Source organism: Geosporobacter ferrireducens, from assembly GCF_001750685.1.
Taxonomy (GTDB): domain Bacteria; phylum Bacillota; class Clostridia; order Peptostreptococcales; family Thermotaleaceae; genus Geosporobacter; species Geosporobacter ferrireducens.
Map to the genome: position 1 here is coordinate 420,535 of NZ_CP017269.1, position 21,227 is coordinate 441,761.

Sequence of the window (21,227 nt, forward strand, 5' to 3'; positions counted from 1 at the left end):
TCTATCAAAGTATATTATTAATAGTGCTTGTATTATGAAACACCTGCAAAGATTCTCAGATTATAATTTTCGTTTTTAAATAAAAAAACACTTCTTAATGCATAGTGTTACTTAAATTATGCACACTTGCTTCTATATTAGCATAACTTGTATTAGCCAAAGGAAAAGGCTAAGGACATAAAAATGATTGGAGGTGCAACGCATGAGTGAAAGTAAAGGATTTTTTGGAGGAATTGGTGGTATTGGCGATAACACATCATTGTTATTCTTCTTCCTATTGCTAGTGTTGATATTCTGTAATTGTGGATTGTTTGGAGGAATTGGCGGTGTCGGTGGTATCGGTGGTATCGGCGATAACACATCATTGTTATTCTTCTTCCTATTGCTTGTAATAATATTCTGCAATTGTGGAATTTTTGGCGGAATTAGAGGATGCTAAATAATAAAGAATTGGGGTAGTCCCCAATTCTCTACATAACGCAATAAAATAAAAAATCACCTTTATGAAAAGGTGATTTTTACTTAAACGAGCAAATCTATAAGCCGAGTTCTGTATTTGACAGTCATCTATCTAGACCTACTGTTGCCAGTAGGCTCAAGCAACCTACCACGGGACACGACGGGCAGCCGCTTTTTCATCCCTACTTGGTCTTGCTCCGGGTGGGGTTTACAGAGCCAACTAGTCGCCTAGTTGCTGGTGAGCTCTTACCTCACCTTTCCATCCTTACCTGGTATATTGGGGTGACCCCTTTGTAGAAGCATTACACGCTCTACAGCATACCGGGCGGTCTATTTCTGTTGCACTATCCTTGGAGTCGCCTCCACTGGGTATTACCCAGCACCTTGCCCTGCGGAGCTCGGACTTTCCTCGTCAGAGAATGAATCCTCTGACGCGACCATCTGACTTACTCGCTTTATTCATTTTTAACGACAAAGAATATATTATCATAAAGGATCGTTTTTGTCAAAATCCAAATATTGTAAATCAGGCTTTACCGTCTACCCCTTGAGCTGGACATATAATATCCTACTACAGTTATTACAGGTTACAAGTTTATGATTTTTTAAATCCGACATTGTCATCACAGGGAGATCCATATGGCAGCCGGTACAGATATCATACTCCACCAATGCAATAGGATTGTTTTTACGCCGCTTGACGTCCTCATAGACGTCTATATAAGCTTTTTCTATATTATTCAAATGGATTTCAATTTTTTTTGTTAAAGCCTCTATTTCGACTTGTAATTTCTCAATATCGATTTTTCTTTCCTTAAGCATATGCTTAATTTTAGAGCCCATTTTCCTTTCCATTTTTTCTTCTTCCCGAACCTTTTCCTCCAACGACTCCGTCTCTTCTATTTTTTCTACCAGGTTAGCTTCTACTTGTGTATATTGCCCCTCTGCTTTTTCCTGTTCCTTCATTAATATCCCCAATTGCTTTAAATCGTTAATTTTCCCACTATAAAGTTTCCCCTTTACCTCTTCCTTCTTAAAATCCAGCTCTTTTAGATCATGTTCTATTTTTTTGATATCTTTTTGTGTATCTTCAAGTTGCTTTCTAATCGTTTCATATCCATTTTTCATTTTTTTATGTTCTTGAATTTTCTCTTCGATCTCTTTAGGTTGTTGAAGATTTTTAAGAAGCTTTTTCTTTTCGCTTAGAAGCTGCTCCATTTCTTGTAACTCCCATAATAAATCCAACTGTTTCATAATAGCCCACCTTTCTTTTATTTGTAGTAATGTCTAATCTGTTCATTGCTTAAAATAAACATGAAAAAAGAATAGGCAAAGTAAACCTATTCTATATATAACAAAATGGATTAATATTAGTACTGGAAAAGCATATGTCTACATGACAGTGATTGTCCGCTAGCTGTTTTTCTAAGCTTTTTGCATATAAACCACATGCATAATTTTCTGTATCAAAGTGGCCTGCATCGATTACAGGGATATCCAGCTGCTGCGCATATTGCGCTTCGTGATACTTCACATCTCCTGTTATGAAGCAATCACAACCCTCTTGATAGGCATTGTAAATAAACTCTGCCCCACTTCCGGTACAAAGTCCAACTTTTTTCACTATTTTGCTTTGATCTCCCATAATTTTTATAGTCTCTATTCCGAGTAGTCTCTTGAGTCTATTGCACAGTTCTAATAGCTTTTCAGGATTCTTCAAATAGCCCATTCTCCCTAATCCATTTTTCTCATACACATTTCCTAAAGGATACAAATCATAAGCAACTTCTTCATAGGGATGGGCGTGCAGCATCTTTTTAAGCGCTGTTTGTAAACAATCCTCAGCAATAATGGTTTCCACTCGAGATTCTTTTAACCGTTCCACTTCTCCAATGCTGCCAATATAAGGATTCGCACCCCTTAGCGGTCTAAAGGTACCTTCTCCTTTCACCTTAAATGAACAGTCACTATAGTTTCCAATAAATCCAGCACCTGCGCTGCATAATGCACTACGCACTTCCTCTTCATGAGATTCAGGTACAAAGACAACAATCTTAAAATACTTTCTCTGGTAGGTGTTGGTTAAAGATTTTATTTCTGACAATCCAATGTTAAACGCCAATAGATCATTAAGACCGCCATAAGCCATATCCAAGTTAGTATGGGCACAGTAGAGTAATATATCCTTTTGAATTAGAAAATAGATCATTCTACCTAAAGGATCATCGGTTGTGAACTTTTTCATTGGCTTAAAAATCAATGGGTGATGGGCTACAATCATATCTATCCTTTTGGCATCCGCCTCCTGGAGAACAGCCTCTGTAACCTCTAAACATACCATAATCTTTTTTACTAGTTTATCAGGGTTGCCCAACTGTAAACCTACGTTATCCCATGATTCTGCCAAGTAAAGAGGTGCCTGCTTTTCAATTATTTCAATAATTTTTCTTCCTGATTCAGCCATTGTAACACCTCTTCTAATTTTTCAAGCTTTTCCCTACAAGACAGTCTCTTTGCACAGCCTTCTTCACTACTTTGATCTTTCAATCCTTCGATAATCACCTTATTCTTTTGTATATGTTTTAAAAGAAACTCTCGAAGCAGCGGATCCTTATTCTCTATCAGTTTGATGCCGATATCATAATATAGATCATCTGGAATCTCCTGATGCCCTTTTTGTACAACCATTATTTCATATATTCTATGATCTTCTTTTACCAATTTTTCTTCAACAATTTGAAAGCTATTGTGTATCAGCCATTTTCTTAATTCATCCTGTGCAACCATAGGCTGCAGGATAAATGTAGTCACCGTTTGTACAATATCCGGTCGGGCATTCAACAAGTCTCGAATCAGCAGCCCACCCATTCCTGCAATAATTACCGTATCTACTTCTCCCGGCAATAATACCTCTAACCCACTGCCTAGTCTTGTTTCGATATAGTTTTCCAAACCATGGGCTTTTATGGTGCTGTTGGCGCTGTTTAACGGTCCCCGATTAATATCTGCAGCGATTACCTTTCGAGCAATTTCATGATTAATCAAATAAACGGGTATATAACCATGATCTGTTCCAATATCCGCTACTACACTGTTATTCTTAACCATTTGTGCAATTGCTAACAATCTGGGTTTTAGTTTCATGTTCATTCCTCACTATTTATATTCCATAAACAATCCTTTATTCCTTCTTTAAGTTTGGCAAAGCCATTACAAAGTCTAGTAAATCCTGATAGCTTCCTCTATATTCTGGACTGGGTTCCTTATTTTCCCTATTGATGATATTGTCTTCAATTAAAAATGTTTTCATACCCAGCTTTTCTGCTATGATGTCCTCTTGTACATCGTTGCCTACCATTATACATTCCTCAGACCTCTTCTCAATCTTCTGAAGAATTTCACTATAAAAATCTAAATTAGGTTTACAAAAGTGCATACTTTCATAATCTGTAATAAGAGAGAAATCATTTTCTTCTAGTCCGCTCCACTGAATGCGGTGCAAGATCGCTTGCCTGGGAAATAAAGGATTGGTAGCAACCACAAGGGTATAACCTTTTTCTTTTAAAATCTTGATAACCTCTACAACGATTTCTACTGGTTGGGTAGTGAATTTTAGATTTTGGAACTCTTCTTTATAGAATTCGTCAAGCACAGGCAGTAGGCTTTGAAAATCAGATTCAATTTTTTTAGCAAAGTCCTCCATAAATACTTCCTGATTGGTCTTAACTGCATCGACACTCCGAACCATACACTCGGTAGAATCAAGAATCATCTTTGGCAGTTTCTTTGGATCTACCAAATGTGCACATTTTTTCCCCAGAGCTTTAAAGTAATTGCTCATAAAAACATCTACATCCATTGGTAAAAGCGTACCGTCTAAATCAAATAATATCGTATTAATCAATAGATCGCATCCTTTCTATTATTGAACTCCAGCCAATAATTATCTACTATAAAAGAACATACTTTTACAAAAACTAATAGGAAGGGAGGTTATTTTATGAATGAAAAGAAAACCCAATCCCATTCTATGACTCCTAATCCTAGTTTAGTTCATTTCAAATGGGGAGGTACAACTACTGAGTGGGAAGAAGAAGCCGATCAACTGATGAATTGTCTGCAGGATCAACTGGATTCTAAAGAAAATGATATTGTCAAAGAAAAAAAGATAGAATATGCCAAACAAAAACAATATTGGTAAAATATCTATTTGCTTAAGTTATACTAAATTCTTGTACTTTATTTTAATAGATACTCTAGTCAATTATAAAGATTCGCTCCATTAGAGCGAATCTTTATTCTAAATAATCTTTTAGTTTTTTACTTCTGCTAGGATGGCGAAGCTTGCGAAGAGCCTTTGCTTCAATTTGTCTAATTCTTTCTCTTGTAACATCAAATTTCTTCCCAACCTCTTCTAAAGTCCTAGCCCTTCCATCATCTAAACCAAATCTCAGACGTAATACCTTCTGCTCACGGGGCGTAAGTGTATCCAGTACTTCTATTAGCTGCTCCTTTAACATAGAAAACGCAGCAGCTTCCGCAGGGGCAGGCGCATCATCATCAGGAATAAAATCACCCAAATGGCTGTCTTCTTCTTCACCAATAGGTGTTTCTAGCGATACGGGTTCTTGTGCAATTTTTAATATTTCCCGAACTTTTTCCACTGGCAAATCCATTTCTTTAGCGATTTCTTCAGGACGAGGTTCTCTACCTAATTCTTGCAGCAGCTGTCTGGATATACGAATCAGCTTATTAATTGTCTCAACCATGTGTACGGGAATTCTAATCGTTCTTGCCTGATCAGCTATGGCCCGAGTAATTGCTTGTCTAATCCACCAAGTTGCATAAGTACTAAACTTATACCCTTTTCTCCAATCAAACTTTTCAACAGCTTTAATCAATCCCAAGTTCCCTTCCTGGATTAAATCTAGGAATAGCATTCCTCTCCCTACATATCTTTTTGCAATACTGACAACCAAACGAAGGTTTGCTTCACACAATCTTTTCTTTGCCTCATCATCACCTTGTTCCATCTTCTTCGCCAATTCTATTTCTTCTTCTGCAGAAAGCAAGGGAACTTTACCTATTTCCTTAAGATACATTCTTACGGGATCATCTATATTAATACCTTTGGGTATAGAAATATCTAAATCAACAATTTCTTCTGTCTCGGGTATGTCATCAATCTCTTCTGCTTCTGGTATATCATCTAAATCTTCATCATCACGCTCACCAACAATATCAATACCCATAGATGCTAAGTTGTCATAAACTTCTTCTACTTGTTCTTTATCTAATTCAATTTCTTCTAATGTGTTCATAATTTCATTGTATGTTAATATACCTCTTTTTTTTCCTTTGTCTATTAATGTTTTTACCGACTCAACTTTTTGTTCTTCAACTTTCTTACTCACTGACTTCCCCTCCTTTCTTGCTTTTCTATAAGTGTTTGAGCTCCTTCAATATTTTTTCCAGTTGTATGCATAATTCCCTTATCCTCGCTATCTCCATTTGAGATTTATTTTCTTTCTTTTCCATTTCTTTTAATTCTGTTTCAATATCCTTTTTCCTTTTCATGAGATCAAATTTTTGTATTTGGTTCATAAAATCAATCAGTGCTTTCTGGGTATTATCCTCTGGTATAATTACCTTTTTTATATTATGAAGTATCGTAATCTCATTAATATCTAATTGATTCATTAAGGAATCCATATCTATAACGTCCATATCTTCATAAGCACGGGCAACGAGCTTTGCAATCTTCTTATGAACAGGATCAGTAAAATTAAGCTCTGGAAAGGTGCTTACCACATTATTAAAGTACTGTTTGTTCATAAGCATTAATTTCAAAATGCCTCTTTCTGCTTCAAGATAGCCTAATTTTTCTGTCGGCTGTATGGATTCAATATTATATTTATTAGTATGCCTTTCAAATTTACTTCTATGCTTTTCTCCACTTACTATAGGTTTATGCATTTTTACTGGTTGATTATACCTATTATTGCCATATATTTCCGTTTTTATAGCATCTTCAGATATTTGCGCTTCTATTGAAATTTTCTTGATATAGGCATCAACCTCTACAGGGCTTTTCAATTGTTTAATAATTTCTGCGATTGCTTTTACAAATTTAATCCTACCCTCAATCGTAGTTAAATCATTTTCTTTTTTTACCAACGTAATCTTATAATCAATTAGTGAAAGTGCCCCTTCTAGTTCGTCTAAAAAGACTTTCTTTCCTTTTTTTGTTATGATTTCATCAGGGTCCTTTCCCTGAGTGAAAATAACTACCTTTACATCACAGCCTGCTTCTCCGAGTACCTCTAGTCCTCGTAACGCAGCAGCTTGTCCTGCACTATCCCCATCATAAGCAATATATACCTCATCTGTATATCGCTTTAAAAGAGCTGCCTGTTCCTTTGTCAGTGCTGTTCCTAAGGAAGCAACAACATTGGAAATTCCACGCTGGCTTAGGGAAATAACATCCATATACCCTTCAACAACAATCATTCGTTTTTCTTTTCCAAGCACTTTTTTTGCAGTATTTAAACCATATAGATTTCTTCCTTTGTTAAATACAGATGTTTCAGGAGAATTAAGATACTTAGGCTGCTCATCCCCAAGCGCTCTCCCACCAAAACCGATTACTTTTCCAGTCGTATTAATAATTGGAAAAATGATTCGATTACGAAAGCGGTCATAGCATCCATCCTTCTGATTTCGCTTTAATACCAAGCCTGCCGAAAGTATCATCTCTTGTGTATATCCTTTTTTTAGGAGATAATTGTTTAAGGCTTCCCACTGATTCTCTGCATAACCTAATCCAAATTTTTTTATTGTACTAAGGTCGACTTTTCTTTCTTTTAAATATTCTAGACCCTTATTTTCTTTCTTTATCAGATTGCTGTAAAAGAACAATGCTGCTTCTCGATTCATCTCGTATATTCGGTTTCTATTCTCAAATTCTTTCTTTTCTTCTTTTGATGAAGCCTCTTCAATACGTATTCCAGCCTTTTCACCTAATGTAGTCACCGCATCGATAAAGTCAAGATTCTCCATCTTCATAATGAAATTAATGATATCGCCGCCCTCACCGCATCCAAAACAATGATACAACTGCTTTTCCTCTGATACAATAAAGGAAGGTGTTTTTTCATGGTGAAAGGGGCATAATCCTTTATAGTTGCTTCCTGCTTTTTTCAAGTTGACATACTTTGAGACTGCTTCTACGATATCACTTCTATTTCTTATTTCTTCAATTAATCCTTCATGTAGATTTATACCCATATTTATCACCCATATAATCCTTTTAGTAATGTTTCTCCATTTTTAACGAATTTCCTCCTTAGCAGGAAATTAAATCCCTATCTATAGAAGAGAATTATATAGTGACTGCTTCAGCATCTTTTCATAGTTAATGAGAAATTGACGATCTTCGCTGTTAGAACGCTTTGCCGGTCCTTTTACTTTCCCCCCGGCTCTCATTATTTTTTGGTTCATATGTCTTTTATATAGTAATAAATCAATATTCTCTGCTGTATATTGCATGCCTCTACTAGACATGCATAAAGCTTCCTTCATTAATACAATAGAAGCTAAGCCATAGTCGTCTGTAATGACTACATCTCCCTTCTTTACTCTATTGATGATCTCCATATCTACTGATTGATCTCTATGATCTACAACAACATACTCTGAGAAACCATCAGACTTTGTCAGGTGGCATATACTCAAAACCATGATTACCTGTAAATCATATTTTTTTGAAACCTCGACAATTTCCCCTTTAACAGGACAAGCATCTCCATCGACATAAATTATCATCATATCATCCTTAATCTTTCGCGATTCTCATTATTCGACATATATCATCAGTAATCCTTCTAAAAAAAATAAAAAGTTAAGTACAGAATTTTCAAAATCTCTATTTCCACACAGTAGGCACAAAAATATCCATATATTTCTGTATTGCATACCTGTCTGTCATTCCGGCAATATAATCTTTTACAGTTTCCTGAATGCCAAATTCCTCAATCCTCTGTCCCATTTCCTCTGGCAGTCTGTCACAATTTTTTAAAAAGTAATGGTATAGCTCTTGGATAATATGCTGAGCTTTTTCCTCTTCCCTTTTGGCTTTCTTATTCAGATATACATTTTCAAACATAAAAGCGCGAAGCTTATCTATATAAAACAATTTTTCTCTGCTTTGAGAAAGTTTAGGCTGATGAATACTATGGTGAATTAAGTCCATGATCATCGTATGAATACGATCACTATGTGTTGCGCCTAAATTCTCCAAACAGTCTTTCGGTAGGTCTTCATATTTTAAAACACCGGCACGGATTGCATCATCAATGTCATGATTGATATATGCGATACGATCACTAATCTTAACAATTTGACCTTCCAGTGTAGCTGGTCTGTCCGCTCCTGTATGGTGCAGAATTCCATCCCTTACTTCAAAAGTTAAATTGAGTCCATACCCCCGTTTCCCTTTTTCCAGATGATCTACTACACGCAGACTTTGCTCATTATGATGGAACCCCATTGGATGCACTTCATTTAAAATTCTTTCTCCGCTGTGTCCAAAGGGTGTATGTCCTAAATCATGTCCCAGGGCAATCGCTTCCGTCAAATCCTCATTTAATTGCAATGCTCTTGCAATCGTTCTGGATATTTGTGCAACTTCCAATGTGTGGGTTAATCTGGTACGGTAATGATCTCCTTCTGGTGATAAAAATACTTGTGTTTTATGCTTTAAACGTCGAAAGGCCTTGGCATGTAATATCCTATCCCGATCCCTCTGAAATTCAGTTCTTACTTCACAAAGAGCTTCTGTAAGTCTTCTCCCCTTTGTATGCTGTGATCGTGCAGCATAGGGAGAAAATCTCTCTTCTTCATATTTTTCAGTGATTTCACGAAACAACATAGTTTTTCCCTCGCATATAAATAGTTCTTTGGCTGCATTCCGTCAAAAACTTATCTGAATATACAAGTTTGTCCCTTACTTTGTCGATAGCACATTCATTTTAGTAAAAATTATCTTACCTTATTATATATACCACAATTATGTTTTTATTCCTTCTGGATAGCGAACATTTTTTCGGTTAAAAAGGGTATGACTTATCGCCATACCCTTTAAACTATTTATTCTTAATAACTGTTCTAGCCAACTACACAGAATATAAATAATCCAAATCAATAATTGAATTCCTATTAAATAAAATCGTTATTACTACTTTCTAAAATGGATAATTTCATTTTAAATTACTCTACGATTGTAACATGGCCCATCAGCTCTTTCTCAAATTCCACACGGTGGTGTTTGGTATAAAACCCAGGCATACCACCTGTATGAAGCAAGATTATCTTTTCACCTTTCTTAATCTTTCCTTCTTCAATCATATCCAATACGCCCGCAAATACTTTTCCTGTATAGCATGGATCCAGTAATATAGCTTCCGACCTTGCCATACGATAAATAGCCTGGCGAACAGTAGAATCAGAATTGTTATAGGCTCCTCTTGTATATCCTGTTTCAATATTGAAATCCTTACGGCATGCGTCTATTGAAAGATTGTACTCTTCCTTTGCATTTTCAAAATACTCAACGATTCGCCTATCATGATAATCATTGAAAGGAAGAATAGCAATGCCTGTGATTCCCAAAGGTGAACCTTCGTTCTTGAGACCACAGTAAAGGCCTAAGTAAGTTCCCATGCTGCCCACACCAGTTACAACAGTGGCGTCTTCAATACCTAACTTTTGGGCTTGAGCTGTAATCTCTACTGCACATTCATAATATCCCATCATTCCCACTACGTCGCTGCCACCAAGAGGTATTTCATATACTGTTTCACCCATATCTTCATATCTGGCTTTGACAGTTGCCACGGTTTCCGCAAGCTGCTCATCCTTATCACGACCATCATTCTTCTTCATAACAACCTCTGCATTCAAGATGCCATCCAAAAGGATATTTGCACTAATTTCACCAGGATACTCATCAACACATACAATAGCGCATTTCATACCGTACTTTGCTGCCACTGCTGCTGTAAGGCGCCCGTGGTTTGTTTGTGCTCCGCCTACAGTAAGTAGTGTTGTAGCACCTTTCTGAATAGCATCATAAAGAATGTATTCAAGCTTGCGCAGCTTATTTCCGCCTGCACCAAACAAAGTAAGGTCATCCCGTTTAATGAACAGTTCCACTCCTAGTTCTTTTGAAAGTGTTGGAAGATAGTTAATCGGTGTCGGTTGTGGATCTAAAAATGAGATCTTTTCTCTTTTTACTAACATGGCTATCAACCTCCGTATATTTTTTTAATATTGTCATATAAATAGATTCTTACAATATCTAAAGAGGCGTCACATTTTAAGTAGCCATAACTTAAAATGTAACACCTTAAATTACGTTCGCGACACTTTAAACTAAAATATTATTTACCTGGGCCTGACCCACCGCTATCAAAATAGACCAATCTCCATTTTTCACTATTATGGAACACTTTTTACAATTCAACTAATTCAACACAACTAAAAAGGTTTCCTTCCTTTTATATATGTATTTTTTGTTTAGGGTATCTTTCATGATAGCATTGAATAAATAATTATATTGAACAGAGTGATATCTTATAATGATAAAAACATGAATGGTGTTCCATAATACATATTTTTGCCGATGTTTTTTGTTCCAAAATACTAATAATTTTAAAAAATTAGGTATTGCCTATAGATTTATCTAAAGACAATACCCATACATCATTTTTTATATATCCTATCTAATCATTGATATTTCAACATTTTATTTGTTGATTACAGCGGCTCTCGCAGCAGCAAGACGTGCAATAGGAACACGATAAGGCGAGCAGGAAACATATTCTAATCCAATTCGGTGACAGAATTCAATTGATTCCGGATCTCCTCCATGCTCTCCGCAGATTCCAAGCTTAATATCTGATCTTGCCTTTCTGCCTAATTCTATAGCAATTTCCATTAGTCTTCCTACACCAGTCTGATCTAATCGCTGGAAAGGATCTTTTTCGAATATTTCTTTCTTTCTGTATTCTCCAATAAATTTACCCGCATCATCCCTAGAAAAAGCATAGGTCATTTGCGTCAAATCATTGGTACCAAAAGAAAAGAATTCCGCGTGCTCTGCAATCGCATCAGCAGTCAGGGCCGCCCGTGGGACTTCGATCATCGTTCCAATCATATAATCAATGGTTTCTCGATATTGCTCCATTACATTCTTCGCTGTATCTATAATCAGTTTCTTTATAATTGCCAGTTCTTTTTCATGAGCAATCAATGGCACCATGATTTCCGGCTTTACTTCCAACGCTTTTTCTTTTTTTACTTCCAAAGCAGCCATAACGATTGCTCTAACCTGCATTTCATAAATCTCCGGATAGGTAATGGCCAGACGACAGCCGCGGTGCCCCAGCATTGGATTAAATTCCTTGAGCTCATCTACAGTTTCCTGCAGCTTAGCGTATTCCATTCCCAACTGCAGAGCCAAAGCTTTTATATCCTCCTCATGATGAGGTAAAAACTCATGAAGGGGTGGGTCTAGAAGGCGGATGGTCACTGGCCTTTCACCCATAGCCTCAAAGATACCGATGAAATCCTCTTTTTGGAAAGGCAGCAGCTTATTTAGCGCAGCCATTCGCTCCTCTTTCGTTTTCGCTACAATCATTTGGCGTACGGCTGGAATCCTATTTTCCTCAAAAAACATATGCTCTGTTCTACACAAGCCAATACCTTCTGCACCAAATTTCACAGCTACAGAAGCATCTCTTGGTGTATCTGCATTTGTTCGTATTTTTAAAGAACGAATTTCATCTGCCCAGTTCATCAGAATACTAAATTTTCCTGAGAGTTCCGGTTCCATGGTTGGAATGCTGCCTGCAAAAACAGCACCTGCATTTCCATCCAAAGAAATATAGTCTCCTTCTTTGAATACAAGGTTATTTACCTTGAAAACTCTATTTCCTTCATCGATTCGTATTTCTCCACATCCCGCAACACAGCATTTTCCCATTCCTCTGGCTACAACTGCCGCATGGGAGGTCATTCCACCTCTAGCTGTTAAAATTCCTTCTGCAGCCACCATTCCCTCAATATCCTCGGGTGAAGTTTCCAATCGCACTAAAATTGCTTTTTCTCCTTCATTTACAGCTGCTACTACATCCTGAGCACTAAAGTACACTCTACCTGTAGCTGCACCAGGAGATGCCGGCAGCCCTTGCGCAATCTTTTCGGCTTCCGCCAATGCTTTCTCCTCAAATGTAGGGTGCAGCAATTGGTCCAATTGCATAGGCTCTACCCGCATCAAGGCAGTTTCCTTGTCAATAATTCCTTCATCTACCATGTCCACTGCCGCATTAATCGCAGCAGTCGCAGTCCTTTTCCCGTTTCTGGTTTGCAGCAAATAGAGTTTTCCATTTTCAATCGTAAATTCTATATCCTGCATATCCTTATAATGATTTTCCAATAGATTCGCTAGCGTAATAAATTGGTCATACACCTCTGGCATATAGTCTTTAAGCTGCTCTATGGATTGAGGCGTTCTGATTCCTGCCACTACATCTTCTCCCTGAGCATTCATCAAAAATTCACCGAAAATCTTTTTTTCTCCGGTTGACGGATTTCTTGTGAATGCAACGCCTGTTCCGGATGTATCCCCCATGTTTCCGAAGACCATGGACTGAATATTCACAGCTGTTCCCAGATGTCCAGGTATATCATGAAGGTCCCGGTACACAACAGCTCTTGGATTATTCCATGAATCAAATACTGCATTCACTGCCATAAGCAGCTGTTCTTTCGGTTCTTGCGGAAATCCCTTTCTTGTTTCCTTCTGTACGAGCTGTTTATAAGCCTGAATAATATTCTTTAAGTGCACGGCAGTTAACTCGGTATCTAAAACAATACGATTCTCTTCCTTTTCGCGGTCTAGGATATGCTCAAACTTAAATTTAGGAATCTGTAAAACCACATCACCAAACATTTGGATAAATCTTCTATAGCTGTCAAATGCAAATCGCTCATTGCCTGTGGCCAATGCCATTCCCACTACTGTTTCATCATTTAAACCAAGGTTTAGAATGGTATCCATCATGCCCGGCATGGAAAATACTGAACCGGAACGAACGGATACAAGAAGTGGGTTCTGTGGATTGCCAAACTTCTTCCCGGTTCTTTTTTCCAATTCCTCTAGACTCTGAAAAATCTCTTCAACAATCAGCGCATGAATTTGTTTTTGATCCTCATAGTATCGATTACATGCTTCTGTAGTCACCGTGAATCCAGGTGGAACAGGCAGACCGATCTTTACCATTTCTGCAAGATTAGCTCCTTTTCCACCTAAGAGAGATTTCATTTCTTTATTTCCTTCATTGAAAAAATATACATATTTTTTATTCATAAATAAACTCCTCTCTACTTACTATTTCAAATGGGCATTTTGCCTCATTATTTCTAATATAATGTTGGCACTTTCTTCTACAGCCTTTGTTGAGACATCAATTACCGGGCATCTTAATCTTTTCATAAGTCCATCAGCATACTCTAACTCTTCCAGGATCCTATCCATATTTGCATAGCTGGCTTCATTGCCTAAACCCAAAGCTTTCAATCTTTCTTGGCGAATTTCATTAAGTTTTATTGGATTTGTGGTTAGTCCAATGATTTTTTTTGAAGGAATTTCAAAAAGTTCTTCTGGAACTGGAACCTCTGGAACAAGCGGTACATTAGCCACCTTGATATTCTTATGGGCCAGATACATACTTAACGGTGTTTTGGAAGTTCTTGAAACACCGATTAAAATAATATCTGCCTTTTTCAAACCTCTTGGATCTTTGCCATCATCATATTTTACTGCAAATTCTATCGCTTCAACTTTTCTGAAATACTTCTCATCCAGCTTCCGAATTAACCCCGGTTCATTCTTGGGTTCGCTTTTGATGATTGTCTGAATCGAATCTATGATCGGTGTCATAATATCAATGATAGGAATTTTACTTTCTGTTGCCATTTCTAGCATCAGTCTGCGAAGTGCAGGTACTACCATAGTAAATACAATGACACAGTTTTCGTTCACTGCCTCGCTAAATATCTCCCGAATTTGCTCTGCCTCTGATATATAAGAAAATCTTCTAATGTCATAATCATTACATTCAAATTGACTGACAGCGGCTTTTACAACTTGTTCCGCTGTTTCACCGATTGAGTCGGAGATTACATAAACTACCAATCGACGGTTCATATTTTTAACCCTCCATAATCCATTATTGTTTTCCAAGTTCAACAAATAGTCTTGCAATATTGGTTTTAGAAATCTTTCCAACTACTTTGAAACACTCCTTTTCACCAATCATTTCTTTCTCTACTACCGGCAAACTATCTACCTCATGCTCAATAATTTTAATTGCTGCTTCCAACGCTGTTTCGTGTGGATAAGTCAAAACAATATTGGGCATTCTTGTCATAATCAGTCCCACAGGCACCTTATGGATTTCCATTCCCCCCATAATACTCTTTAAAAAATCCTTTCTAGATACTACACCTGTTAGGTAGCCTTTAGAAACAACATATATTGAACCAACATCCTCTAAGAACAATGCTACAATACCATCATAAAGACTGGTTTGTTCATCTACAATCACAGGGATTGATTTGATATCACTCACACGGGTCTGTTTAATATGTTCAGAAATAATATTTATTCCAGTATTTCCAGCATATAAATAGCCTACCTTCGGTCTCGCATCCAAGATTCCCGACATTGTTAGAATGGCTAAATCTGGACGTAAGGTTGCTCTTGTTACTTTTAACAGTGCTGCAATCTGTTCACTTGTGATCGGTTCATTTTCTTTTACAATCTCCACAATTCTTTGCTGTCTTTCTGAAAGCTCCAAAGTATCACCTCATTTCAAAAACAAATTATATGTGTTATACTATTTTTTATTGTGATATATTATATTTTAGCAAAGCTTTCCTATTTTTGCTATACTTTTCTGAAAAAAAAAGACAATAGAGATGAAATTGAAAAATCATTCACCACTATTGTCTACCTTTGTATCTATTTTTATAATATTTGGAATAGGGTTTATTGAAAACCCTCTCCAACACTATAACTGGATTTTTTCTTCAATAAATTTCTCCAAATCCTCAATTTTAACTCTTTGCTGTGTCATTGTATCTCGGTCTCTGATGGTCACAGATTGATCCTCTAGAGAATCAAAATCAAATGTAATACACAGCGGTGTTCCGATTTCATCATGCCTTCTATACCGCTTACCAATACTTCCTGCTTCATCATAGTCAACCATAAACTTTTTGGCTAATTGTTGGTATAACGCAGTGGCTCCTTCACTGAGCTTTTTCGTTAATGGAAATACCGCTGCTTTAAAAGGTGCAAGAGCTGGATGAAATTTTAATACAATTCTATCACTGCCATCTTCCAACTGCTCCTCCTCATAAGCATCAATTAAAAAAGCTAGGGTTACCCGATCTGCGCCTAAAGAAGGTTCAATACAGTAAGGAATATATTTCTCATTGGTAACTGGATCTTGATAAGTAAAATCAACGCCAGAATGTTCACTGTGCTGTTTTAAATCAAAATCAGTTCTATCTGCTACGCCCCAAAGCTCTCCCCAGCCGAAAGGAAATCTATATTCTATATCTGTAGTCGCATTGCTGTAATGAGATAATTCTTCTTTTTCATGGTCTCTTAACCGAATATTCTCAGGATTCATATTGAGATTCAGCAGCCATTGATTGCAAAAATCCTTCCAATAATTAAACCATTCGATATCTTCTCCCGGCTTGCAGAAAAATTCAAGTTCCATTTGTTCGAATTCACGGGTTCTAAAAGTAAAATTACCCGGGGTAATCTCATTTCTAAAAGACTTTCCAATTTGTCCTATTCCAAAAGGTACTTTCTTTCTTGATGTCCGCAATACATTTTTGAAGTTTACAAAGATTCCCTGTGCCGTTTCTGGACGCAGATAAATCTCCGCCTTTGAATCTTCCGTTACTCCTTGATAGGTCTTAAACATTAAGTTGAATTGCCTGATTTTCGTATAATTATTGGCGCCACATTCAGGACATGCAATTTTCTTTTCCTCGATATAATCCTGCATCTTATCATTGGACCAACCATCTACGGTTGCTTCTTCACCTGCTTTTTTCAAATGATCCTCTATAAGCTTATCTGCTCTAAACCGAGCCTTACATGCTTTGCAATCCAACAGCGGATCATTGAAACCACCTACATGGCCTGAGGCTACCCAAGCTTGCGGATTCATCAAAATTGCTGCATCTAAACCTACATTGTAAGGAGATTCTTGGATAAACTTTTTCCACCAGGCACGCTTTACATTATTTTTTAATTCTACTCCCAATGGTCCGTAATCCCAAGTATTTGCCAATCCTCCATATACCTCTGAGCCTGGAAATACAAATCCTCTTGATTTAGCCAAAGCAACAATTTTTTCCATTGTTTTTTCAGTTGCCATATTACATCCTCCTTCTCAAAATTGATTAAAATAAAAAAGCCTTCCGTTCCTTGTAATACAAGGGACGAAAGACTTTACTTCCGCGGTTCCACCCTATTTGGCATCTGGTACCCACTTTTATTCTCTCGCTCAAGAGCTCCCTTCATCAAGCTATTATGTTGGTATTCCAGCACCACCAACTCTCTTAGATAATAGGCATTGACTACTCTTCTCTCTCATTGCGCACACCATATACTTTTCTACGATTCTATCATATTGCACAAAGACTGTAAAGGCATTTAAGCGGTTTTTCCATTCTTTTTTCAATGTTTTTTATCTTTTTTACAAATTTATTCTTCTTCACCATCTCTTTTTTCTTTCTCAGTGGCATTTACTTTCGTTTTTAATTCATCTACTTTGCTGCGAACAGAATTATAGGTATCATCTGCAATTTCATTAAGATCTAATACTTCCCCTGTGTCTTTTACAATTTCGATCTTACACTTTGTTGCGAAAGCTGTAAAAACGCCGACCATCGCTATAGGCGGCGATAAAATCGCACCGATAGCTCCTGCCGTTACTGGAATATTCATAATCACTTCACCATCTCGTTTTAACAATATTTTTGTAACATTTCCCTTCTTCACTACAGCTTTCAGCTTTTCTAGGATCTCATTTCCAGCGCCTGCAAAGTTATCTGTCCATCGAATATTCTGTCTTTCTTCAATATGTACAATCGCATCCACAACATTTCCTGCCGCTGCCTCTAAAGCTTCTTTTGCTTCTTTGTAGCTTACTCCTGTTCTTTCTCTGACTTGATCAATTTTTTCTAAAGTAATCTCCATAAGTACACCACCCTTTTTATTTTATATGATTTAAAAATTCTAGACTTTTAAAAGCATTCTTCTCCAAATGGGTCCCAATATAGTGCCGCGTAATTTTGTTTAACTCCTCCATAACCTCTGTTCGAATCATAAGCTTTGCAATCTGCTCCAATTCCTGAGTGATTAGATACTGCATTACCCGTATGGTAACGGGAGATATTTTCATTGCGTACAGATCTTGCTGGAAGCAATTCCTACATAGAATCCCGCCTTCTGCTGAACTGAAACGGGGATTTCCTATCTCCGATGTGCCGCAATGTACACAACATTCTAATTCAGGCTTATATCCGGAATAATATAACAGCTTCATTTCATAAGCCTTAATGATGGTTTCCATATTTTTTTTACTTTTGGAGAATATCTGCAAGCTGTTGATTAAAAGTTCAAACAGACGGTTGTTTGTTTGTCCTTCACCTATAGCAGCTAGTGTTAGCTCTAATAAATAAGCTCCATAGGCTAATTTCGTAACATCTTCACGAATCGAGTAAAAGGAATGTCTTAGATCTACCTGCGTAATTTGGAACAAGTCACGTCCCTTAAACAAAACAAATTCACCATAGGAGAACAGCTGTGTACCCACAGCATATTTCCCTTTATGTCTTCCAGATGCCTTGGATACCGCCTGTACTTTTCCCAGCTTTTTAGTAAAGAGGGTAATAATTCTGTCCCCTTCTCCAAACTTGCTTTGTTTCAAGACCACTGCATCGGTCTTAATTAGCATTTCATCACCTCAAGAATGCTTGTTTCTCTGAACCTTTTATATCCTCCTGAACCTTAGATGCTACAGCACGTTCTATACCTTTATAGTATAGATAGGCTTGAATACTACCGGTGTTTTCAAATAGCTTCCATAATGTTTTTTGTACCACCCTATCATCCCCTTCATAAAAAAATTGTATCATATATTATGATTTTCAATGACTGGGGGTTCCTATACGATGAAAATTCTGTCACTACACTTCTTTTTTATTTATATCCCAGCTGATTTAATGTTCCCTCATGATCACGCCAATCTTCCTTTATCTTAACCCATAGTTCCAGAAAAATTTTTGTTCCCATTAATCTTTCGATATCTTCTCTGGCGCTTTTACCAATCCCTTTTAACTTTCTTCCATTTTTTCCGATGATAATTCCTTTGTGAGACTTCCTCTCGCAAAGGATCGTTGCTTGGATATCTATGATATCTTTATCTTCTCTTTTTTTCATTGAATCAATTTGTACAGCCACTCCATGAGGAACTTCATCCTGTAAATAGTGCAGCAGCTTTTCTCGAATGATTTCAGATACGATCACCCGCTCCGGTTGATCTGTAATCATATCTCCTGGGAAATACTGTGGTCCTTCCGGGAGAAATGATAAGATTTTATTCAGAAGTTTTTGGATGTTTATATCCTCTAACGCCGATATTCCTATAATTTCTTTAAAAATTCCCGTTTCATTATAGAGATGAAACATTTTTTCATAGGCGTCAGGCGGAATCTTGTCAATCTTATTAATTACGAGTATAATAGGCGTTTTGATCTCCTTTAGTGACTCCAGTATAAACTGATCGCCCCCACCCATATTGGCTGTATCATCGATTAAAAACAATACCACATCTACTTCGTTTAGCGTCTGCTGCGCAGACTTTACCATATACTCTCCCAGTTTATTTTTGGGTTTATGAATACCAGGAGTATCTAGGAAAATGATCTGGAAGTTGTCTTGTGTATAAATAGATTGAATCTTATTTCGCGTTGTCTGGGGTTTATCAGACATAATGGCTATTTTTTCTCCAACCATCCTATTCATTAAGGTAGATTTCCCTACATTTGGCCTACCGACAATAGTTACAAACCCTGATTTGAACTTCATAACGGAACCTTCTTTCTCATCTGTATCAATGTATTATTTTTTAAGATCTATGCCGGAGAAATAGTGGGGCAGCAGCTCTTCTATCGTAAAAGTTTCTATCTTTCCATCACTTGTACCGACAATGATCTTTATATCCTTGCCGAATTCTACAATGACCTGCCTGCAGATACCGCAGGGAAAGGTATATTCATCATTATCACTAACCACTGCAATCGCTTCAAAAGAACGATGGCCTTCAGAGATTGCCTTAAAAAGTGCTGTTCTCTCTGCACAATTTGTTCCACCAAAAGAAGCACATTCTATATTACAGCCGGTATAGACCTTTCCATCCGTGGTCAAAAGTGCAGCTCCTACTCTAAATTTAGAATAAGGCACATAGGCATATTCCATGGCTTTCCTTGCTTGTTGCATTAATGCTAATTCTGTCAAAACCCTCGCCTCCTAAACTACTCAAAGATTGAATTCATTGTTTTAGGTACTACTTGAATCCAAGTTATACCAGGATTGAGTTGAATCTCTTTTCCATCCTTATCATAGTATCTCGTAATTGCCTTTCTTGACTTCTTTTCCCAAGTAATCTCAAGCATTTCACCCTGTGTCAGATAAAATCCTTCACCTTTTCCAACCATCTCAATCTCCAAACGACCTTCACTGTCTATTACCTTCGTAGCAGCTTTTTGTACAATAATATTCTTTGCTGTCATCTGCTGCTTAGAAATCTCATCCTGATGGGACTTCCCGTTGATCTCTCTATAATAGATTCCCTCTTCCTGATTGTAAATAAAAGCTGCTGTATAGTTTTTACTATAAGGAAGACCTACTTTTGATATTTCAGCACCATTAGGCTTTACGTCGCTGTTATGAAATTTTAATCTTTCGTATACGCCTTCTGTATTATACTTACTTTCACTTGCCGCTTTCCGAATTGCCTGTGTACTGGTATACATGTTATGTGGTGCTTGTTTATGGCTTTTTCGCCAAAAAATCGTACTATTTCTAGAAAGAGCATCAATATCTGCCATTTTTAATGCTTTAATATCGCTTTTGGCTTGTTCACTGCCGCCTACATGAACATACAGTGCATCATATTCCAATGCTCTGTCTATAAAATAAGGTCTTGCACTTCGAACAGATCCTATGGTATCCGGCTCATTAATTAGAAAAATACCCATATAGCGTGTAATCAAACCCTCTGCTAAAAACTCATATACAATCTCTGCCTGGTCCAACCCAGCTTGAGGTCGCGCTTTTACCATGTTGTCGAACATGACTGCAAAAGGTCTTCTTTCTATCCTTTCCTGTTCCACATAGATCCCGCTTATCGGAGATGGTACCTTTCCAGTTAAATCCTCTCTCGTATCTACCACATCATTTGAATCTGCAGGGTCTGTAATCACTACAATATCGTCCTGCTCTGCTCCTGTAGGTTTATTCTTACTACAACCTACAGCAAAAATAAGTACTAGAATAGTAATACACAGCACTCCTACACCGAACCTTTTCCTCATGTCCCCCTCATCCTTTCATC

General features: G+C 37.2%; 21 protein-coding genes and 1 other RNA gene. 2 read left to right on the forward strand and 20 right to left on the reverse strand.

Annotated elements, in window-relative coordinates; translation table 11 throughout:
- Window positions 1–202: 202 nt before the first annotated feature.
- Window positions 203–439, forward strand: coding sequence for a hypothetical protein (locus Gferi_RS02150; RefSeq protein WP_069974074.1), 237 nt, complete (start codon window positions 203–205; stop codon window positions 437–439).
- 84 nt (window positions 440–523) lie between these two features.
- On the opposite strand, the gene rnpB is transcribed toward Gferi_RS02150, so the two are convergent.
- From rnpB to Gferi_RS02175, 5 genes are all read right to left on the reverse strand, one after another.
- Window positions 524–912: RNase P RNA component class A (gene rnpB, locus Gferi_RS02155), an RNA gene on the reverse strand.
- 87 nt (window positions 913–999) lie between these two features.
- Window positions 1,000–1,713: a zinc ribbon domain-containing protein gene (locus Gferi_RS02160; RefSeq protein ID WP_069974075.1), complete on the reverse strand. Its 714-nt coding sequence runs from the start codon at window positions 1,711–1,713 to the stop codon at window positions 1,000–1,002.
- Window positions 1,714–1,804: 91 nt separating this feature from the next.
- Window positions 1,805–2,923: a Nif3-like dinuclear metal center hexameric protein gene (locus Gferi_RS02165; protein ID WP_069974076.1), complete on the reverse strand. Its 1,119-nt coding sequence runs from the start codon at window positions 2,921–2,923 to the stop codon at window positions 1,805–1,807.
- On the reverse strand, window positions 2,890–3,603 hold the full coding sequence (locus tag Gferi_RS02170; RefSeq protein WP_069974077.1) for a tRNA (adenine(22)-N(1))-methyltransferase: 714 nt from the start codon (window positions 3,601–3,603) through the stop codon (window positions 2,890–2,892). The genes Gferi_RS02165 and Gferi_RS02170 overlap by 34 nt, the downstream gene beginning before the upstream one ends.
- Before the next feature lie 37 nt (window positions 3,604–3,640).
- A complete protein-coding gene (locus Gferi_RS02175; protein WP_069974078.1) occupies window positions 3,641–4,363 on the reverse strand; it encodes an HAD family hydrolase in 723 nt (240 codons plus the stop codon).
- Window positions 4,364–4,459: 96 nt separating this feature from the next.
- Between Gferi_RS02175 and Gferi_RS02180 the strand changes: the two genes are divergently transcribed.
- Window positions 4,460–4,660 (forward strand): hypothetical protein, encoded by a 201-nt coding sequence (locus Gferi_RS02180; protein ID WP_069974079.1) that lies wholly within the window; start codon window positions 4,460–4,462, stop codon window positions 4,658–4,660.
- A gap of 94 nt (window positions 4,661–4,754) precedes the next feature.
- Here the strand turns inward: Gferi_RS02180 and rpoD are convergent, their stop codons facing one another.
- From rpoD to Gferi_RS02250, 15 genes are all read right to left on the reverse strand, one after another.
- The gene (gene rpoD / locus Gferi_RS02185) at window positions 4,755–5,873 is read right to left on the reverse strand and encodes an RNA polymerase sigma factor RpoD (RefSeq protein ID WP_069974080.1); all 1,119 of its coding nucleotides are present in this window, start codon (window positions 5,871–5,873) and stop codon (window positions 4,755–4,757) included.
- A 25-nt stretch (window positions 5,874–5,898) separates the two neighbouring features.
- Entirely contained in the window at window positions 5,899–7,746 is a 1,848-nt protein-coding gene (gene dnaG, locus Gferi_RS02190; RefSeq protein ID WP_069974081.1) for a DNA primase, read from the reverse strand.
- A gap of 81 nt (window positions 7,747–7,827) precedes the next feature.
- Window positions 7,828–8,286 (reverse strand): YaiI/YqxD family protein, encoded by a 459-nt coding sequence (locus Gferi_RS02195; protein WP_083273320.1) that lies wholly within the window; start codon window positions 8,284–8,286, stop codon window positions 7,828–7,830.
- A 97-nt stretch (window positions 8,287–8,383) separates the two neighbouring features.
- Window positions 8,384–9,388, reverse strand: coding sequence for a deoxyguanosinetriphosphate triphosphohydrolase (locus Gferi_RS02200; protein WP_069974083.1), 1,005 nt, complete (start codon window positions 9,386–9,388; stop codon window positions 8,384–8,386).
- Window positions 9,389–9,726: 338 nt separating this feature from the next.
- Window positions 9,727–10,758: a 1-aminocyclopropane-1-carboxylate deaminase/D-cysteine desulfhydrase gene (locus Gferi_RS02205; protein WP_069974084.1), complete on the reverse strand. Its 1,032-nt coding sequence runs from the start codon at window positions 10,756–10,758 to the stop codon at window positions 9,727–9,729.
- A gap of 505 nt (window positions 10,759–11,263) precedes the next feature.
- Window positions 11,264–13,888 (reverse strand): pyruvate, phosphate dikinase, encoded by a 2,625-nt coding sequence (gene ppdK / locus Gferi_RS02210; protein WP_069974085.1) that lies wholly within the window; start codon window positions 13,886–13,888, stop codon window positions 11,264–11,266.
- Window positions 13,889–13,909: 21 nt separating this feature from the next.
- Window positions 13,910–14,728, reverse strand: coding sequence for a pyruvate, water dikinase regulatory protein (locus Gferi_RS02215; RefSeq protein WP_069974086.1), 819 nt, complete (start codon window positions 14,726–14,728; stop codon window positions 13,910–13,912).
- Window positions 14,729–14,750: 22 nt separating this feature from the next.
- Window positions 14,751–15,380: a helix-turn-helix transcriptional regulator gene (locus Gferi_RS02220; protein ID WP_069974087.1), complete on the reverse strand. Its 630-nt coding sequence runs from the start codon at window positions 15,378–15,380 to the stop codon at window positions 14,751–14,753.
- 213 nt (window positions 15,381–15,593) lie between these two features.
- Entirely contained in the window at window positions 15,594–16,982 is a 1,389-nt protein-coding gene (locus Gferi_RS02225) for a glycine--tRNA ligase (RefSeq protein ID WP_069974088.1), read from the reverse strand.
- Between the two features lie 329 nt (window positions 16,983–17,311).
- On the reverse strand, window positions 17,312–17,806 hold the full coding sequence (locus Gferi_RS02230; protein WP_069974089.1) for a DUF4342 domain-containing protein: 495 nt from the start codon (window positions 17,804–17,806) through the stop codon (window positions 17,312–17,314).
- A gap of 16 nt (window positions 17,807–17,822) precedes the next feature.
- On the reverse strand, window positions 17,823–18,566 hold the full coding sequence (gene recO, locus Gferi_RS02235) for a DNA repair protein RecO (RefSeq protein WP_069974090.1): 744 nt from the start codon (window positions 18,564–18,566) through the stop codon (window positions 17,823–17,825).
- 4 nt (window positions 18,567–18,570) lie between these two features.
- Complete coding sequence (locus Gferi_RS27405) at window positions 18,571–18,714, reverse strand: YqzL family protein (protein WP_169832954.1); 144 nt, start codon at window positions 18,712–18,714, stop codon at window positions 18,571–18,573.
- 97 nt (window positions 18,715–18,811) lie between these two features.
- Entirely contained in the window at window positions 18,812–19,699 is an 888-nt protein-coding gene (gene era / locus Gferi_RS02240; RefSeq protein ID WP_069974091.1) for a GTPase Era, read from the reverse strand.
- Between the two features lie 33 nt (window positions 19,700–19,732).
- Entirely contained in the window at window positions 19,733–20,128 is a 396-nt protein-coding gene (locus tag Gferi_RS02245; protein WP_236932679.1) for a cytidine deaminase, read from the reverse strand.
- Between the two features lie 17 nt (window positions 20,129–20,145).
- Entirely contained in the window at window positions 20,146–21,207 is a 1,062-nt protein-coding gene (locus Gferi_RS02250; RefSeq protein ID WP_069974092.1) for a DUF3048 domain-containing protein, read from the reverse strand.
- Window positions 21,208–21,227 lie beyond the last annotated feature (20 nt).

What these genes read in the sequence shown, in the direction of transcription:
- Gferi_RS02150 (WP_069974074.1), top strand. Translation starts at nt 203, where the DNA reads ATGAGTGAAAGTAAAGGATTTTTTGGAGGAATTGGTGGTATTGGCGAT.
- Gferi_RS02160 (WP_069974075.1), bottom strand. Translation starts at nt 1,713, where the DNA reads ATGAAACAGTTGGATTTATTATGGGAGTTACAAGAAATGGAGCAGCTT.
- Gferi_RS02165 (WP_069974076.1), bottom strand. Translation starts at nt 2,923, where the DNA reads ATGGCTGAATCAGGAAGAAAAATTATTGAAATAATTGAAAAGCAGGCA.
- Gferi_RS02170 (WP_069974077.1), bottom strand. Translation starts at nt 3,603, where the DNA reads ATGAAACTAAAACCCAGATTGTTAGCAATTGCACAAATGGTTAAGAAT.
- Gferi_RS02180 (WP_069974079.1), top strand. Translation starts at nt 4,460, where the DNA reads ATGAATGAAAAGAAAACCCAATCCCATTCTATGACTCCTAATCCTAGT.
- dnaG (WP_069974081.1), bottom strand. Translation starts at nt 7,746, where the DNA reads ATGGGTATAAATCTACATGAAGGATTAATTGAAGAAATAAGAAATAGA.
- Gferi_RS02195 (WP_083273320.1), bottom strand. Translation starts at nt 8,286, where the DNA reads ATGATGATAATTTATGTCGATGGAGATGCTTGTCCTGTTAAAGGGGAA.
- Gferi_RS02200 (WP_069974083.1), bottom strand. Translation starts at nt 9,388, where the DNA reads ATGTTGTTTCGTGAAATCACTGAAAAATATGAAGAAGAGAGATTTTCT.
- Gferi_RS02205 (WP_069974084.1), bottom strand. Translation starts at nt 10,758, where the DNA reads ATGTTAGTAAAAAGAGAAAAGATCTCATTTTTAGATCCACAACCGACA.
- ppdK (WP_069974085.1), bottom strand. Translation starts at nt 13,888, where the DNA reads ATGAATAAAAAATATGTATATTTTTTCAATGAAGGAAATAAAGAAATG.
- Gferi_RS02215 (WP_069974086.1), bottom strand. Translation starts at nt 14,728, where the DNA reads ATGAACCGTCGATTGGTAGTTTATGTAATCTCCGACTCAATCGGTGAA.
- Gferi_RS02225 (WP_069974088.1), bottom strand. Translation starts at nt 16,982, where the DNA reads ATGGCAACTGAAAAAACAATGGAAAAAATTGTTGCTTTGGCTAAATCA.
- Gferi_RS02230 (WP_069974089.1), bottom strand. Translation starts at nt 17,806, where the DNA reads ATGGAGATTACTTTAGAAAAAATTGATCAAGTCAGAGAAAGAACAGGA.
- recO (WP_069974090.1), bottom strand. Translation starts at nt 18,566, where the DNA reads ATGCTAATTAAGACCGATGCAGTGGTCTTGAAACAAAGCAAGTTTGGA.
- era (WP_069974091.1), bottom strand. Translation starts at nt 19,699, where the DNA reads ATGAAGTTCAAATCAGGGTTTGTAACTATTGTCGGTAGGCCAAATGTA.
- Gferi_RS02250 (WP_069974092.1), bottom strand. Translation starts at nt 21,207, where the DNA reads ATGAGGAAAAGGTTCGGTGTAGGAGTGCTGTGTATTACTATTCTAGTA.